Source organism: Hoyosella rhizosphaerae (genome assembly GCF_014643175.1).
Lineage (GTDB): Bacteria > Actinomycetota > Actinomycetes > Mycobacteriales > Mycobacteriaceae > Lolliginicoccus > Lolliginicoccus rhizosphaerae.
Map to the genome: position 1 here is coordinate 585,478 of NZ_BMJH01000002.1, position 15,107 is coordinate 600,584.

15 protein-coding genes are annotated in these 15,107 nt (G+C 57.6%); 10 read left to right on the forward strand and 5 right to left on the reverse strand.

Annotated features, from left to right (window positions below; translation table 11 throughout):
• Positions 1 to 17 precede the first annotated feature (17 nt).
• Positions 18 to 3,032 (forward strand): AAA family ATPase, encoded by a 3,015-nt coding sequence (locus IEW73_RS10905; RefSeq protein ID WP_188674497.1) that lies wholly within the window; start codon positions 18 to 20, stop codon positions 3,030 to 3,032.
• Here IEW73_RS10905 and IEW73_RS10910 read toward each other — a convergent pair.
• The gene (locus IEW73_RS10910; protein WP_372433579.1) at positions 3,016 to 4,278 is read right to left on the reverse strand and encodes an AI-2E family transporter; all 1,263 of its coding nucleotides are present in this window, start codon (positions 4,276 to 4,278) and stop codon (positions 3,016 to 3,018) included. The two genes, IEW73_RS10905 and IEW73_RS10910, sit on opposite strands and share 17 nt — an antisense overlap.
• 239 nt (positions 4,279 to 4,517) lie before the next feature.
• On the opposite strand from IEW73_RS10910, the gene IEW73_RS10915 reads away from it, so the two are divergent.
• The 3 genes from IEW73_RS10915 (at position 4,518) to IEW73_RS10925 (ending at position 6,686) form a co-directional block, all read left to right on the forward strand.
• Complete coding sequence (locus IEW73_RS10915; protein ID WP_188674501.1) at positions 4,518 to 4,940, forward strand: plastocyanin/azurin family copper-binding protein; 423 nt, start codon at positions 4,518 to 4,520, stop codon at positions 4,938 to 4,940.
• 80 nt (positions 4,941 to 5,020) lie between these two features.
• A complete protein-coding gene (gene ychF, locus IEW73_RS10920) occupies positions 5,021 to 6,100 on the forward strand; it encodes a redox-regulated ATPase YchF (RefSeq protein WP_188674504.1) in 1,080 nt (359 codons plus the stop codon).
• Positions 6,101 to 6,275: 175 nt separating this feature from the next.
• Entirely contained in the window at positions 6,276 to 6,686 is a 411-nt protein-coding gene (locus IEW73_RS10925; RefSeq protein WP_229675924.1) for a DUF1801 domain-containing protein, read from the forward strand.
• Between the two features lie 302 nt (positions 6,687 to 6,988).
• Here IEW73_RS10925 and IEW73_RS10930 read toward each other — a convergent pair whose 3' ends face one another.
• Positions 6,989 to 7,654: an HAD-IA family hydrolase gene (locus IEW73_RS10930; RefSeq protein WP_188674507.1), complete on the reverse strand. Its 666-nt coding sequence runs from the start codon at positions 7,652 to 7,654 to the stop codon at positions 6,989 to 6,991.
• A gap of 124 nt (positions 7,655 to 7,778) precedes the next feature.
• Between IEW73_RS10930 and IEW73_RS10935 the strand changes: the two genes are divergently transcribed.
• The gene (locus IEW73_RS10935) at positions 7,779 to 8,186 is read left to right on the forward strand and encodes a RidA family protein (protein WP_188674511.1); all 408 of its coding nucleotides are present in this window, start codon (positions 7,779 to 7,781) and stop codon (positions 8,184 to 8,186) included.
• 90 nt (positions 8,187 to 8,276) lie between these two features.
• Here the strand turns inward: IEW73_RS10935 and IEW73_RS10940 are convergent, their stop codons facing one another.
• The gene (locus IEW73_RS10940; protein WP_188674514.1) at positions 8,277 to 8,963 is read right to left on the reverse strand and encodes a TetR/AcrR family transcriptional regulator; all 687 of its coding nucleotides are present in this window, start codon (positions 8,961 to 8,963) and stop codon (positions 8,277 to 8,279) included.
• A gap of 63 nt (positions 8,964 to 9,026) precedes the next feature.
• On the opposite strand from IEW73_RS10940, the gene IEW73_RS10945 reads away from it, so the two are divergent.
• The 5 genes from IEW73_RS10945 (at position 9,027) to IEW73_RS10965 (ending at position 13,340) form a co-directional block, all read left to right on the forward strand.
• Complete coding sequence (locus IEW73_RS10945; RefSeq protein WP_188674517.1) at positions 9,027 to 9,782, forward strand: SDR family oxidoreductase; 756 nt, start codon at positions 9,027 to 9,029, stop codon at positions 9,780 to 9,782.
• An 11-nt stretch (positions 9,783 to 9,793) separates the two neighbouring features.
• Positions 9,794 to 10,123, forward strand: a complete 330-nt coding sequence (locus tag IEW73_RS10950; RefSeq protein WP_188674520.1) for a nuclear transport factor 2 family protein — start codon at positions 9,794 to 9,796, stop codon at positions 10,121 to 10,123.
• Positions 10,124 to 10,394: 271 nt separating this feature from the next.
• Entirely contained in the window at positions 10,395 to 10,625 is a 231-nt protein-coding gene (locus IEW73_RS10955) for a PspC domain-containing protein (RefSeq protein WP_188674523.1), read from the forward strand.
• A gap of 246 nt (positions 10,626 to 10,871) precedes the next feature.
• Positions 10,872 to 12,170, forward strand: coding sequence for a mannosyltransferase (locus IEW73_RS10960; RefSeq protein WP_229675925.1), 1,299 nt, complete (start codon positions 10,872 to 10,874; stop codon positions 12,168 to 12,170).
• 18 nt (positions 12,171 to 12,188) lie between these two features.
• Positions 12,189 to 13,340, forward strand: a complete 1,152-nt coding sequence (locus tag IEW73_RS10965) for an aminotransferase class V-fold PLP-dependent enzyme (protein ID WP_188674526.1) — start codon at positions 12,189 to 12,191, stop codon at positions 13,338 to 13,340.
• Here IEW73_RS10965 and IEW73_RS10970 read toward each other — a convergent pair.
• Entirely contained in the window at positions 13,337 to 13,453 is a 117-nt protein-coding gene (locus IEW73_RS10970) for a methionine/alanine import family NSS transporter small subunit (protein ID WP_188674529.1), read from the reverse strand. The genes IEW73_RS10965 and IEW73_RS10970 overlap by 4 nt on opposite strands.
• Complete coding sequence (locus IEW73_RS10975) at positions 13,450 to 14,982, reverse strand: sodium-dependent transporter (RefSeq protein WP_188674532.1); 1,533 nt, start codon at positions 14,980 to 14,982, stop codon at positions 13,450 to 13,452. Before IEW73_RS10975 ends, IEW73_RS10970 begins: the two co-directional genes overlap by 4 nt.
• Between the last annotated feature and the right edge of the window lie 125 nt (positions 14,983 to 15,107).

Genomic DNA, 15,107 nt, shown 5'->3' on the forward strand with positions numbered 1-15,107 from the left:
ATAGAGATGGGGGAAGCATGAGGCTGCATTCGTTGAGCATGGAATCATTCGGTCCATTTGCAGGCAAGGAAACGATTGATTTCGATGCAGTAGGTGCCGACGGACTCTTTCTCCTACACGGCCAAACGGGTGCCGGTAAGACCACGATCCTTGACGCGATTGCGTTTGCGTTTTTTGGTTCCGCCCCAGGTGCCCGCAGTTCAGGCCACAAGTTTTTGTCGAACCACGCCCCATTCGGGTCAACACCGAAGGTCGTCGTCGACGCAACAGTTCGAGGTAAGCGGTTTCAGATAACGCGAACCCCAGAGTTTGAACGACCCTCGAAACGAGGTGGGGGGACAACGAAGCAGAACGCGAAAGTGACGCTGGTGTGGTTGAACCCAGACGGTTCGCAATCGGCGGCAGAGCATCTTTCGCGGATACCAGAGGTCGCGGGTGCAGTCGGTCAACTACTTGGCATGACCAAGGACCAGTTCTGCCAGGTAGTACTTCTCCCACAGGGCGAATTTGCACAGTTTCTCAGGGCCTCCGTGGAGGATCGTGAAAAACTACTTGAAAATCTCTTCTCGACCCAGCGGTTTGGGACGGTGGAAGATTGGTTTCGCCTACGTCGACGAAATTCGGGTTCAGCCCTCGCCGCGAAGCGCAACGAACTATCAGTCATTCTCGGGAAGCTTGAAACTGTCTCGAACACTGACGACGGGGCCCCGGACAGTGAGACCTCCGAATCGGAAATTCGAGAATGGGCATCGTCGATCCATAGGTCGATGTCAGAACTTGCTGCTACGTGCATTGAACGCGACGGCAAAGCTGCAGAGGCTTTCGCATCAGCAGATAAGGCGAGACACGAGGTTCGGGCTCTGGCTGAGCGGCAGAATGCGTACACCAGCGCAACCGCAGACTTGGCGCAGCTTGCTGCTGAAAAGCCGAAAAATGATCAACTTCAAGCCGAGTGTGATTTAGCGGTAGCTGCAGCACCGCTTGCTACACCACACAAAAGACTTAATGAAGCCCGCGGCGCCTTCAAACAAGAGGTAGAAGATCTCAGTGATGCCAAGCGCGCGCTCGCCGACATCAATGGGGGAGAGAACCTTGCAAATACAATGGGCAGCGGGTGGGACGCAACATCAGAGGCCGCCATCAACGGCGCAATCAATGACTGGACGACGGAACGCGGTGCACTGAAAAAGCTGCTCGAACAAGCAGACACACTGGCGGATTACGAACGAGAAATTGCAGCACTCGCCACGACATTGCATAAAGCGGAAGGGAATCTCGCCAAACGAATTCAAGACACGAACGAAATCCCCGCACTAAGAAAAAACCTCACGGCTGCCATCGCGGAGGCCACAACAGCACAATCTCGCATCGACAGTGCGCAAGAGGATCTGGAGAAACACCGAGTCGCACTCGATGCAGCTCGAGCATTACCTGGTCTGACTAAGCGACTACTCCGTGCAAATGAGATGCACGCCGAAGCACGGTCTCGACACCTTGACTGCCGAGCAAAGCTCGTTGAAATCCGTGAGGCACGTATTGCAGGAATGGCGGGTGAGCTGGCACGCGGCCTCGCGGATGGGCAGCCTTGCGTCGTCTGTGGCGCCATTGAACACCCGATGCCAGCGGCGCCGTCGCCCGATACCGTGACCGATGACGACGAAAAACGAGCTGCCGACGACGAACAACAGGCACTTCACCAGCTCGAAGAGGCCACACAACAACGCGACGAAATCTCTCGTGAACGCGATACGACGGCCGAACGTGCAGGTTCTCACACACCCGAAGCACTTGAAGGACTGTGCGCGCAGAAACAGCAGGACCTCAACGAACTCGCGGCCAAAGCAGACCGACTCGCTACCCTCACCGCCGAACTTGCCGAAGTTGAAGCACAATTGGCAGCGTCGCAACAGCAACTCAATGCCGCGCAAACCGAGGTCGCGACGCTGCAAGAACGGCGCACAAACGTCATCGCTCAGCGTGACCAAATTCAATCAATACTTGACCAAGCGCGTGGCGACGACGACAGCGTGCATAGTAAATCGAGTCGGCTGTCCAAACTCATCGCTGCCGCAACACACTTACGGACCGTAGGTGGGCGGTACGCAGCTGCCGAATCTCGGATTTCTGATCTCGCCGAACACATAGAACAACTCGCTGCTTCCGCTGGGTTCGACACCGCAGAAGCGGCCGCCTCAGCCGTTCGTGAACCAAAATGGATCGCCAAAGCTAACGAGACACTGAGAGAGGTGCACGATCGCGGAGTACGTGCACGAACCACCATCGACGATCCAATTTTCGCTTCAGCCGCAGCGAAGCCCCCAGCAGACCTTTCAGCAGCAGAAGCCGCGTACACACAAGCTCACGCCGAAGCGCAGGCAGCTACTCAGCAACGCCACCGAGCGGAACATGCACTGGGCCAGGCTGAATCAATCATCAAAGACCTGGACCAGTATCTGAAAGCCCTCGGCCCGGCGATTGCGCACCACCAACGACTCAGCACGCTCACCGAAGTGATCGTCGGCGGTGGCCAGAACAGCAGAAGTATGTCGCTTCGATCCTACGTTCTTGCCGCTCGACTGGAAGAAGTCGCCGACGCCGCATCGCACCGCCTCCGCATCATGTCCGGAGGTAGATACGAATTCCAGCATTCCGACAGCGCCGGTTCGCACGGCAAACGTGGGGGACTAGGCCTCAACATTCGCGACGATTACACCGGCGACGTACGACCAGTGAACAGCCTGTCGGGTGGCGAAACCTTCATGGCGTCCCTGTCGCTTGCGCTAGGGCTCGCAGACGTCGTCGCGGCCGAAGCAGGTGGTGCCATGCTCGACACACTATTCATCGACGAAGGCTTCGGCACCCTCGACAGTGATGCGCTAGACGCCGTGATGGGTGTGCTCGACGAACTTCGCGCCGGCGGTCGAGTTGTCGGCATCGTCAGTCACGTGGACGAGATGCGACAACGCATCCCGTCACGCATCCACGCGATCAAAGACCGAACGGGCTCACGGCTAGCTACGACCCTGAGTTAGCGGCTGCCGCACCTGACTCGAGTTCGACATCATCCGGGTCGTCGTCACCGCCAGAATCATCCTCAGCGTCGGCAGCAAACCCTTCACCCGATTTTCGCGTGAGCACCTCGTCAATGTAACGCAGCAACACTGCGAACAATGCGGCGGTCGGCACAGCGAGGAAGGCCCCGATTATGCCGAACAAGGTGCTACCCGCAGTCACCGACAAAAGCACAATGACCGGGTGCAAATTCATACTGCGACTCTGCAGAACTGGCTGCAAAATGTTGCTCTCGAGTTGCTGCACCAAGATGATGATGCCCAACAGGATCAAAGCCGTCGTCAGGCCGTTGGCTACCAACGCCACCAACACCGCAAGGGCGCCAGCAACAAACGCACCCACAATCGGAACAAACCCAGCGACGAACGTAATGATGATCAATGGGCCAGCAAGTGGGACGCCCAAGATAATAAGACCAATACCGATGAAGAGCGCATCGACGAAACTAACAATCGCCTGCGTGCGAATAAACCCGCTGAGGGTCTTCCACTGTCGCCGCAACACTTCTTCAAGGTGTCGAGCACCAGGCGACCCGGTGGCACGGTTCAGCCACGGCAGAAAGGCAGGCCCATCCTTGATAAAGAAGAACGCGAGAACCAACGTCAAGATCAGTGTGATCATGGCTGACGTTGCTGCGGTTACACCGCTGAAAACGCCCGTTGCAATAACGGAAGACGAGTCCTGAATCGTCGCAATCACAGAGTTCACGGCTTCGGTGAACTGTTCCTCACGGATGTTTAGCGGTGGCCCTTGCAGCCACTCTTGAATCTGGCGAATTCCTTGCGTTGTCTGATTGGCCAAGTCTGGAGCTTGCGACACCACCGACGGCACAATTAACGCGATCACACCGACGAACGCGCCAAACGCGGCGATCATCGTGACCAGCGCCGCAATTGCGGGCGGGAAGTAAATGCGCTGCAGCAAACGCGCCAAAGGCCAGAGCACCGTGGACACGATCAAAGCTAACGCGATAGGGAGTAGAACCACCCAAAACTCGCCAACGATCCAACCAAGAACCCAAGCGGCGGCCGCGACTAGGATAATGCGCAAACTCCAAGTTGCTAGCCAATTGCCCCCAGAGCCAATCAGAGCCCCGCGGTCTTGTGAGCTATCTCGCTGATGAGTGCTCGCCGGTGTGTGGGGCGAATCGGTTTCGAGCACCGCGCCCGGAGACCCGGCAATGTTGCCTCGGTATTTGTCAGTCACTGCTCCGCCTTGTGATGGAACGTCGGAAGAATTAGCAGAATTGTGGCACTAAATCGCAACGTCAAGCCACGGTTGTGTTCAATATGTCGCCGGCCTCACGCACAATTGCGACATTAACGCCATTAATAGAGCAAAACCGGCAAAAACTTCACGCGCAGACCGCTGGTCGATACGCTTGACAGTGAACCACGGTAGGCGAAATACGAAGGTAAAAACACGTAAGAAAGTAGGTTCGTAAAGTGGTTATCAAAACGACACGCACCTTAGTTGCTGCAGCCGCTGTGCTGGTGATGGGCGCTGCGACCGCATGCGGAACCGATACCGATGAAACAGAGCAGCCAGCACCGATCGAAACCACGGAAACGGCCACCGAGGCCCCCGACGATGACGTGGACGCGGACAGTGCAGCCGCGACAGTTGAGGTAACTGGGTTCTCGTTCGAACCATCGACTGTCACGGTGTCAGTAGGCGACACCGTCGAGTGGGTCTTCGGACACGGCCAAACACCCCACAACGTAGTCGGGCGCGACGGTGCTCCGGACGATTTCAGAAGCCCAACATTGCGTGAGGAAACCTGGAGTTACACCTTCACAGAAGCTGGAGAGTACAACTACATCTGTTCAATCCACCCCCAAATGCAGGGAACAGTGGTTGTTGAATAGCTAGGTTCCGGCGGTTTCGACGCGCTGTGAGAACCACTCGACTGTAAGTGTCGGCGAGAAGTCCGTACACTCAGCTAGCTGTGAGCCTTACACTCGGAATCGTCGGACTCCCCAACGTGGGAAAGTCCACCTTGTTCAATGCCCTGACGAAAAATAATGTTGTTGCAGCGAACTACCCGTTCGCGACAATCGAACCCAATGTTGGTGTCGTTGAGCTGCCTGACTCGCGGCTGAACAAGCTGGCGGAAATCTTCGGTTCGCAACGCATCCTGCCCGCAACAGTGTCGTTCGTTGACATCGCCGGGATCGTGAAGGGCGCGAGTGAAGGCGCTGGACTTGGAAACAAGTTCCTCGCGAACATCCGCGAAGCCGACGCCATCTGCCAGGTCGTGCGCGTTTTCACCGACGACGACGTAGTACACGTCGACGGCCGAGTGGACCCGCTCGCCGACATTGAAGTCATCGAAACTGAACTCATCCTTGCGGACCTCCAAACGCTCGACAAAGCAGTTCTCCGGTTGGATAAGGAAGCAAAGAACAACAAGGACCGGCGGGCGGTTGCCGATGCAGCGAAGCAGGCCCAAGAGCTTCTCGACAGTGGCAAGACGCTGTACTCGCAGAAAAACAACATCGACCTACCGTTGTTGAAGGAACTGCAACTCCTCACCACCAAGCCGTTCCTCTACGTATTCAACGCCGACGAAGGCGTACTGACTGACGAAGATCGCAAAAACGAACTGCGCAGTAAAGTCGCACCAGCCGAGGCCGTCTTCCTCGACGCCAAGGTTGAATCCGACCTACAAGAACTCGACGAAGAATCCGCGATGGAACTCCTCGAAACCATCGGACAAACCGAACCCGGGCTGCATTCCCTCGCCCGCGCTGGCTTCGAAACCCTAGGCCTGCAGACCTACCTCACCGCTGGTCCCAAAGAATCCCGCGCATGGACGATCAAACGCGGCGACACCGCACCCAAAGCCGCCGGTGTCATTCACACCGACTTCGAACGCGGCTTCATCAAGGCCGAAATCGTGTCATTCGACGACCTCGTTGCAGCCGGATCAATGGCCGCAGCGAAAGCCGCGGGCAAAGTCCGCATGGAAGGCAAGGAATACATCATGACCGACGGCGACGTCGTCGACTTCCGGTTTAACGTGTAATCGAAGTTCCGAAAAGAGGGCTGACCTGCTCTGCTTCGCCTCTCGCGAATGAGACGGCGAGTGTTATTATCAGTGTTGCAGCGGATGCTGCCGTATGCACTTCCAGGCGCGGACCGCCTGAAGCATTGCGGAGAGGCCCGACCCACTCGGGACATGTCCGGATGAGGTGCGGCGCGTGGTTGCGCCGATTTCAACTGCCGATGCTAGGCATCGGATGACGACAGGACATGAAGTGGCATCGAAAGACGAGAAAAACCTGGCCCAGGTGATTGACAAGATCGCGAAAATGGACGAACCGGAGCGGTCACTCGTGCGGAGAGTACATGAGGTCATCATGGCCGCCGAGCCCACGCTGAAGCCGCGAATCTGGTACGGCATGCCAGCCTATGCGCTCTCCGCGAGCACGCCTGCGCTGGTTACACTGCGTAACGACGAACGCGTTAACCTGGCTCTCACTGAGAAGGTCGCGCTCAATCCCGCAGGCGCTTCCGACGGAGCACTGATGCCTGCAGCATGGTACTTCGACACCCTTGACGAAACCACGGAGAAGCGCATCGCCGAGATCGTCCACTCGGCGGTTTCCTGATCGCGGCGAACTGACACGACTGGGCCTGGCCCAGCCGTGTACGTCGCTTCTCGTCGTCCCCGACGCGGAGGTGTCCCACGAACAGGTTTCACTGTGACTGAATGTTGTGGACGTAGGTTTGATGTGTAATCGCTCCTCAGCGGTAGGTGCGGCTGTCCGGCTTATCTGTGACGCTCACGCTCCCACTTTTGACGGATGCTCCCACTTTGTCAGTGCAAAAGCGGGAGCGTTTGCACAAAGTGGGAGCGTCACGGTCGCTGGCTTCTAGGGCACACCGGGGGTCACGTATTACACCTCATCAGCTAGAGCGCCAGGAGTCGGTCGACCACCTCGACGAGATCGTCACCACGGACGTCTGCGGGGAGGAATACATCACCGGGCCCTCCTTCGAGGCGGGAAAACCATCCCGCGAGAGCGCCGACCTTCTTGGCGCCGTGGCAGTCCCAAGCATGGACCGCGACGAGCGCCATCCGGTCGATCTCACAGTTCAGAGCTTTCGCTGTGTGGTAATACGCCGCGGGGGCAGGTTTCCATACGCCAACCGCGTCGGATGTCACTACGTGATCGACATAGGAATCGAGGCCTGCACCGACCAGGAACGAGCGCGTATTGTTCGGGTCTCCGACAGTGAGACAGCCGGTAGTGATCCCAGCTTCCGAGAGTTTGCGCAGGGCAGGGGTGGCATCTGGGAACGCCGGGACTGTGGCAAAGCCTTTGAGGACGTACGCGATATCGTCGTCCGACATTGTCTGTTTAGTCTCGGTGCGTAGCGACTGGCGGGCGGTCCGTTTGAAGTCCGCGACGTCACCGGCAAGTGTTAGTGCCATCGCGTCACGTTGGAAACGCATGAAGAACGGCCCCAGTACCGCCGCAGGCTGTCCCACTTCCTCGAGCCTTGTCCAAATGGGTTCGAGGTCAAGCAAAGTCTCGAGGACATCGAAAACAACGGCATCAACGCGACGGGGCATGCGGATCACCTACTTCTCGATCGGCAGACCAGCTAGCCCCCTCTATCCTACTTTTCCGCGGCGCGCTCGTCGTGGTCTATTGCGTCGCCCTGTGAGCCGCGGCGGTGGGTGAGATACTGGCAGCGTGCCAAGTTCTGTGCAGCTGATACGCGCTGAGAATCTTTCTGACGTTGCCGAGTACGCATATGCTGCGACCGCCCCGAAAGACGCCCGGCTTATCTTCTTGGCGGGAGCGTGCCCTCTGGATAAGGATGGCAATACCGTTGCGGTCGGCGACTACGGTGGGCAAGCTGCGGCGTGTGTAGAGACGTTGAAGCTGGCGCTTGAAGCTGCGGGGGCGACAATCGAGGATGTGGTGAGGACGCGCGTACTGGTGGCCTCGTCTGAGCAAGCTGATCTCGTGGCTGCATGGGAAGTAGTGCGCGATGCGTTCGGATCCCATGATGTTCCAAGCACGCTGATGGGTGTGACGGTGCTGGGGTACGACAACCAGTTGGTGGAGCTTGAAGCGGTCGCAGCTGTCGTCGATTGACCCTGAGGCGTCTGGTGGTGGTACTCGGCCTTCCGCCATTGAGGCGGCATTTTGCTCGTAGGTTTGCACACCGCATCACCCTCAAGCTTGTTAGCTCTGCTGATTCGTGCTGAGAGTTCTGAGCCATTTGACGAGGAGTTGAGTTTCGCTTTTGCCGAGAATGTCGGGGTAGGCGGCGGCGATCTCGATGGCTGCTGCGAGGGGGTTGTTTGTGGGTACCCCTACGCCGGTAATTGCGGCGATTGCGCCTTCTCGGACGGCTGCGGATAGCGCGGGGTCTGGGGCTGCGAGGATGATCTGTCGCAGTGTGACACCAATGTTGGTCACGAGGATGTGTGCTGCCGCCTGCTCAGGTGAGACGACGAGTCTGCCCTGCTCGGCGGCTCGTTCTGTGAGTGACAGGAGTATCGCGCTTGGGCGCGACTGTGCTTCTGGGGAGTACCCGGGCCGAACTTTGCCGTACATGAGGGTGTAGAAGCCGGGGTTGGTTAGCCCGAATGCGACGTGTGCGTCCCACCCTGCTCGGATGTCTTGGATTGGGTCGCCGGACCACTCCATCGACTTTTTTTCTGCCAGATACAGGTCAAAACCGTGCTCGATGACTGCCTCGATGAGTCCTTGCTTGGATCCGAAAAAGTGGTACAGCGTCGGCATTTTCACCCCGACTGCATCGCACACCGCTCTCAGTGAGAAGTCTTCGCCGGGTGCGCTGGCGATCAAATCGGCGGCCGCCGCGATAAGTCGCTCCCGTGTATCACTTGTCGATGTTTCTGTCATAGTGCTACGTTAGTCGCTGTAGCGGTGCTACATAAACAAGTAACATTGATATGGAGGCATGGAATGGCCGAGCACACACTTGCAGGCAAGAACGTCCTCATTGCAGGAGGGGCAAAAAACCTGGGTGGGCTAATCGCCCGCCAGGCAGCCGAGGCTGGCGCGAACGTCGCAATCCACTACAACTCCGACTCAAGTCGCGTCGACGCGGAAAGCACCCTCGCTGAGGTAGAAGCCGCAGGCGTCAAGGGTGCGATATTCCAAGGTGATCTCACAGTTCCGGCAAATGTAACGCGCCTCTTTGCCGATGCAGAGGCAGCACTTGGGAAGATCGATGTAGCGGTGAACACGGTCGGGAAAGTGCTGCGCAAGCCAATTGTGGAGACCACTGAAGACGAGTACGACTCGATGTTCGATATCAACTCCAAAGCCGCCTACTTCTTCATCAAGGAAGCGGGCAAGAACCTCGCCGACGACGGCAAGGTCATCACGATCCTTACCTCGCTGCTCGCGGCATTCACCGACGGCTACTCCACGTACGCTGGCGGAAAGTCCCCGGTTGAGCACTTCACCCGCGCCGCTGCGAAAGAGTTTTCGCCTCGCGGTATCTCTGTCACTGCGGTCGCACCAGGACCAATGGACACCCCCTTCTTCTACGGCCAAGAAACCCCCGAGCGTGTGGAGTTCCACAAGTCTCAGGGCATGGGCAACCAACTAACTAAGATCGAGGACATAGCCCCAATCGTGCGGTTCCTCGCCACCGAAGGTTGGTGGATCACAGGGCAGACGATCTTCCCCAATGGTGGCTACACCACTCGCTGAACGGAGCACTAATGACTGAGCAGACAATTCCTGAGCCGGTGGCGGCATTCATCGATGCTGTCAACATTCACGACGAGGACGCGTTTCTCGGCGCCTTCACCCCGAGTGGGGCAGTGGACGACTGGGGCCGCATCTTCACCGGACGTGAAGAGATCAAGGCGTGGAGCGACAAAGAATTCATCGGCGCCCGCGGAACTCTCGCCGTTGAGGAAGTCGATACCACCGGCGGCACCATCACCGTAATCGGCGACTGGAGATCCAACCACGCCAACGGTCGTTCGAAGTTCATCTTCGAGACCGAGGGCGACAAGCTCGCAAAAATGACCATCCGCGAAGGCTGACAGGCTGCGTTTACACTCACGCTCCCACTTTTGACGGACGCTCCCGCTTTTTCACTGAAAAAGTGGGAGCGTTTGTACAAAGCGGGAGCGTCACCGGGCCAGCGCCGCCGGAAAAGCCACCAGCCACCAAACAACCACCGCGATATCCGGGTATGACTCAGGGATTCACCCGATGCGTTATCAACGCTTCGTCACTAGCGTAGTAGTGGATTGGGAAACGGTTTTCCAAGTGTGAAATCGAGGCCGACGAGGCAGCGTTGGAGGTTGTGTGATGAATGGCCAATTGACCCGAGTCCGTGAAGGCCGGTGGATCGCAGGTATTTGCGGTGGTATTGCGAAGCAATACGGCTGGGATGTAAACCTCATCCGGCTGGTGTTTGTGCTGGTGTCATTGCTTGGCACGCTCGGAATCGGCATCTTGGTGTACATCGTGATGTGGTTCTTTATCCCGTTGGAGTCTGACAATGGAATGTCTCCGGGACCTCAGTACTGGCAGGGCTAGCGCTCAAAGAGCTAAATAATAGTTGGCTGAGTTCCGCTGTGAAGTCCCTGAGAAGTACGTTTTCAGGCAGACGTTCGGTGTTGTCGTCCGTAAATTAGTGAGTGCGCCCCCGCGCAGACTTTTCTCCTTGGTTCATGTATCGCGGGGGCGTCCAACTTTTCCAAGAAGCCCCAAAGAACCCAGGGCAGCCCTACGCGCGCGCCGCAAGGTCGGCGTCCGGCCAATAGTTCCGCTATCGTGGTCGTCTTGAGAAGGTCCGCGCACAGTGTGTTGCTGCGGATTGATGATGTGCGGGGGTTTTTAGTGGTTGCGCGCTGGGTGCGTCTCATTTCAATTCTGCGACGGTGGGCACCATTCATCCTGGTAGCAGCTGTGGCGGCGCGATTGGCGTGGATTGCGTTCGTGCCGAATGCGACGAATTTCTTGGACTTGCACGTTTATGTCGATGGGGCTGCCGAAATCGTTTCGGGCGATTTGTACGCTTTTCGCTATTCGGCGAATACTCCGGAGTTCCCGCTGCCGTTTACGTACCCGCCTTTTGCAGCACTTGTCTTTTTCCCATTAAGTCTGTTGCCTTTTGGTTTTGTTGCTGTGGCGTGGCAACTCGGCACTGTGGCGGCCCTGTTCGGGGTCGTTCGAATTTGCCAGCAGTTGATGTTGGGTTCAGAAGTTGCCAAGAATGCGCGGTATTCGCGGGAGGCGATGCTGTGGACTGCGGTGGGAATGTGGTCAGAACCTGTTCGTACGACCCTGGACTACGGCCAGATCAATGTTTTCTTGGTGTTGTTGATAATGGTGGCGGTCCGTAGTTCTCGCTGGTGGGTGAGTGGACTGTTGGTGGGCGTTGCGGCTGGCATTAAGCTCACTCCCGCTATTGCTGGTTTGTATTTCGTCGCGCAGCGTCGCTACTTGGCCGCTGCATTTTCGGCGGTCGTCTTTTTTGGCACGGTGGGTGTCAGTTGGGTGCTCATTCGTGACGAGACCCGGGAGTACATTCGATCGTATTTTGGGGACGCAGATCGTATTGGTCCTGTCGCGTCGGTGTGGAACCAGTCAGTTTTCGGGGCGGTGCACCGTTTCGGTGTGTCGGACAATTACGTCCATGTTGTGTGGGGGATCGCCGTCGTTGTGTGTGTTGTGGCGGCGTTCGTGGCGTGGCGGTCGCTGGCTAGTGGCGACAAGCTAGGCGTTTTGTTGGTTGTGCAACTTTTGGGACTTTTGATCTCGCCTGTGTCTTGGTCGCATCACTGGGTGTGGGTGTTGCCGTTGGTTTTGTGGCTTGTGTACGGCCCGTTTTCGGGCATGCGGGGTGCCCGCGGGTTGGCGATTGTGTGGGGTGCCGCGGTGATGGTGGGTGTGCCGTGGTTGTTGAGTTTTCAGCAGGACACGATTTGGACCGTCGTGGATCCGCCGATCCTGGTGTGGTTCGCACTTGTCTATGTAGTCGGCGCGTTGACGATTTTTGGGTGGATGGTGTGGTGCGGTCGTAGAGGTTCGCTCACCCTTCCCGCTGGACCGGACTCGGTGAGTCTTTCTTCCCGGTGATTTGCAGAAAGGTCGAATATGGCGGTGGCGCTTCCGCATCCTGATGTTGCCGAGCAGTTTCGTGCAGCGCGTTCGTCGTTGATGGGTGCGTCGATTCATCTTGATAGCGCCGCCGCGGGACGTATGAGTGATGCGGTTCGGCTCGGAATCAGTGCGCATCTTGACTGTGAGGCGCAACTGGGCGGGTATGTGGCCCACGAGGCAGCCAACAAAATCATTGACCGTGGCCGGGCTGACTTGGGCGCATTGTGTGGTTTGCCACCGGCGAGTATCGCGTTCACGGAAAGTGCCGTTGCGTCTCTCACCTCATTGTTGGTGCAGCTGCAACTTCCGAGGAACAGTGTGGTGGCGGTCCTACCTAATGAATACGGACTGAATGTCCGGTTGTTCAACATGTTTGGGTTTGATGTTCAGACACTTCCGGTGGTGGATTCGCTGGGCCGCGCTGACGTGGACGCGGTGAGGGCGGCATTGATTGCCCTCAATCCGAGGCTTGTGCACCTGTGTCAGATTGCATCATCGCGTGGGATCGTTCAGCCGACCGCAGAAATCGTTTCTGTGTGCCGCGAGCTGCGCATTCCTGTGGTCGTGGATGCTGCGCAGGGGTTTGGGCACGTTGAGTGCGATGTGGGCGCGGACGCCATTTATGGAACAAGTCGTAAGTGGCTCTGCGGACCCCGTGGCGTTGGGTTCATCGGAGTTCGGCCCGAATCTGTGGAGGCAGGGGTCTTGAGCGTGCAACCTGAGTTGTTGGAGTCGCAGGAGGCTTACATCGCCGGCCGTGTGGGTTTGTCAATCGCTGTCAGGGAGCATCACAAGCTTGGGCCGGAAAAGGTGCGTGAGCGGCTTCATGCAGTTGGTGCGCTTGTCCGCGATCGGCTCGACGGTGTTGCTGGGTGGCGTGTTGTGGAACCTGCGGAGGAGCGGTCGTCCTTAACGACGTTGCTGCCTCCGCAGGGTTGGATTGACGCACGCGTGCTGGAGGTTCGGAACGCACTGATTCAGCCCGCCACGAGCGAAGAAAGCACTGCGGTGGTGACGACTTTCGCGGGGCCTGAACGAGCCCCGCTGAGCCCCGCACCGGCGACGTTGCGAGTGAGTGCACACGTCGACGTCACCGACGATGATCTTGATGTCCTTGCGGATTTGCTAGCGATCCACAGTCGTTAGGATTTCTCGTTTTCGTCGTCAGGATGAGCATGTAGGTAGATCAGACTTGCGATGAGTCCACCCCACACAATGCTGAGTGCAACGATCATCATGATGATGGCGGAGATAGTCATCGGGATCCTGCTTTCGTAATGAACTCGGCGGAGTGCGGTTGGCCGAGGTCGGTGCCTTTGCGCCATGGCAGCAATGTCAGTCCGATGGCAACGACGATTAAAATGGCTTGGACTGTCCACCCGAGCGCGAGTGTGAAGCTCGCTGGGTAGGTGCCGTAACCGTCCTCGGCGAGGGTCATCATTTCGCTGACGAGCATGTAGCCAAGCACCACTGGTGTTGCGATGCCGATGCATAGTTGCCAGACTCGGCCGATCTTGAATGACGACACGGCGTTGAGGTGTTCGGCGAATTCTCCGCTGCGTCGAAGCACCCACACGACGGTGATGATGACAACAAGGGCGACACCGACGATTCCGAGGTTGTTGACGAACTTGTCGACGACGTCGAGAACTCCAACACCTGTGGTGGTGGGGAACAGCGCCATTGAAACTGCCGTCATTGCGCCGCCTACGATGAGCACTGCGGGTCCGCGGGACAGTCCGACTTTGTCTTGTACGGATGAGACGACGACCTGCACGATCGAGATCAGCGATGTGAAGCCCGCAAAGAGTAGGCAGGTGAAGAACGCCGCGCCGAAGATGGACCCGCCTGGCATTGCGGAAATGATCTGCGGGAACGCGATAAATGCGAGGCCGATGCCACCGCTAACAACCTCGTCCACTCCAGTTTGTGCAATCGCCGCCATGTATCCGAGTGCAGCAAAAACACCGATTCCGGCGAGGATTTCAAAGCTGCTGTTCGAGAAGGCAACAACAAGTCCGGAACCGGTGAGGTTGGTCTTGATCTTCAGGTACGAGGCGTAGGTGATCATGATGCCGAACGCAATCGACAGCGAGAAGAAGATTTGACCGTACGCCGCTATCCACACCGTCGGGTTGGTCAGCAATGACCAGTCTGGTTGGAAGAACGCATTAAGGCCGTCGATGGCGCCGTCAAGGAATAGCGACCGGATAACCAGGGTGAGGAATAGGACAACTAGCAGCGGCACAAAGATCTTTGCTGATGCGCCGATACCGCGCTGAACACCGAACGCAAGCACTGCGATCGTGCCGATCCACACGAGCAGTAAAGGCCATGCGACGCCTGGTACGAGGTCGAATCCAACTCGGGCGCCGTCTTCCTGCTGGAGGAAGGTGCCGAATAAGAATCCCTCGGGGTCGTCGCCCCAGAGTTGACCGATGGAGAAGAACGCGTAGCGGGCAGCCCACGCAACGATCACGGCGTAGTAGACGGCGATGACGAAGCAGATGCCGACTTGCCACCACCCGAAAGTTTCGGTCCATCTGCTTAGTCGACGAAACGCAAGCGGCGGCGATGCTCGGAACTTATGCCCGATCGCGTAGTCGAGAAAGAGCAGTGGGATACCGGCCGTGAGCAGTGCGATCAGGTACGGGAGAATAAACGCACCTGCACCATTTTCGTAGGCGACAAACGGGAATCGCCAGATATTTCCTAGTCCGACGGCGGAGCCAATTGCGGCCAGAATGAAAACTGACCGAGTGCTCCATACCTCGCGTTGCGTGTCCATACCGAGGTTCCTTTTAGCTTGGTGAGGAGGGGCGGCGGTGCTGCCAAACAGACGTGACGGTTTCGCTGTGTTGTAGGTCTACGTTAATCCACATTTAGTTAGGTGTAACCAGGATGTCGAGAACC

What these genes read in the sequence shown, in the direction of transcription:
- IEW73_RS10905 (WP_188674497.1), top strand. Translation starts at nt 18, where the DNA reads ATGAGGCTGCATTCGTTGAGCATGGAATCATTCGGTCCATTTGCAGGC.
- IEW73_RS10930 (WP_188674507.1), bottom strand. Translation starts at nt 7,654, where the DNA reads ATGCCCCGTCGCGTTGATGCCGTTGTTTTCGATGTCCTCGAGACTTTG.
- IEW73_RS10940 (WP_188674514.1), bottom strand. Translation starts at nt 8,963, where the DNA reads ATGACAGAAACATCGACAAGTGATACACGGGAGCGACTTATCGCGGCG.
- IEW73_RS10945 (WP_188674517.1), top strand. Translation starts at nt 9,027, where the DNA reads ATGGCCGAGCACACACTTGCAGGCAAGAACGTCCTCATTGCAGGAGGG.
- IEW73_RS10950 (WP_188674520.1), top strand. Translation starts at nt 9,794, where the DNA reads ATGACTGAGCAGACAATTCCTGAGCCGGTGGCGGCATTCATCGATGCT.
- IEW73_RS10955 (WP_188674523.1), top strand. Translation starts at nt 10,395, where the DNA reads ATGAATGGCCAATTGACCCGAGTCCGTGAAGGCCGGTGGATCGCAGGT.
- IEW73_RS10965 (WP_188674526.1), top strand. Translation starts at nt 12,189, where the DNA reads ATGGCGGTGGCGCTTCCGCATCCTGATGTTGCCGAGCAGTTTCGTGCA.
- IEW73_RS10970 (WP_188674529.1), bottom strand. Translation starts at nt 13,453, where the DNA reads ATGACTATCTCCGCCATCATCATGATGATCGTTGCACTCAGCATTGTG.
- IEW73_RS10975 (WP_188674532.1), bottom strand. Translation starts at nt 14,982, where the DNA reads ATGGACACGCAACGCGAGGTATGGAGCACTCGGTCAGTTTTCATTCTG.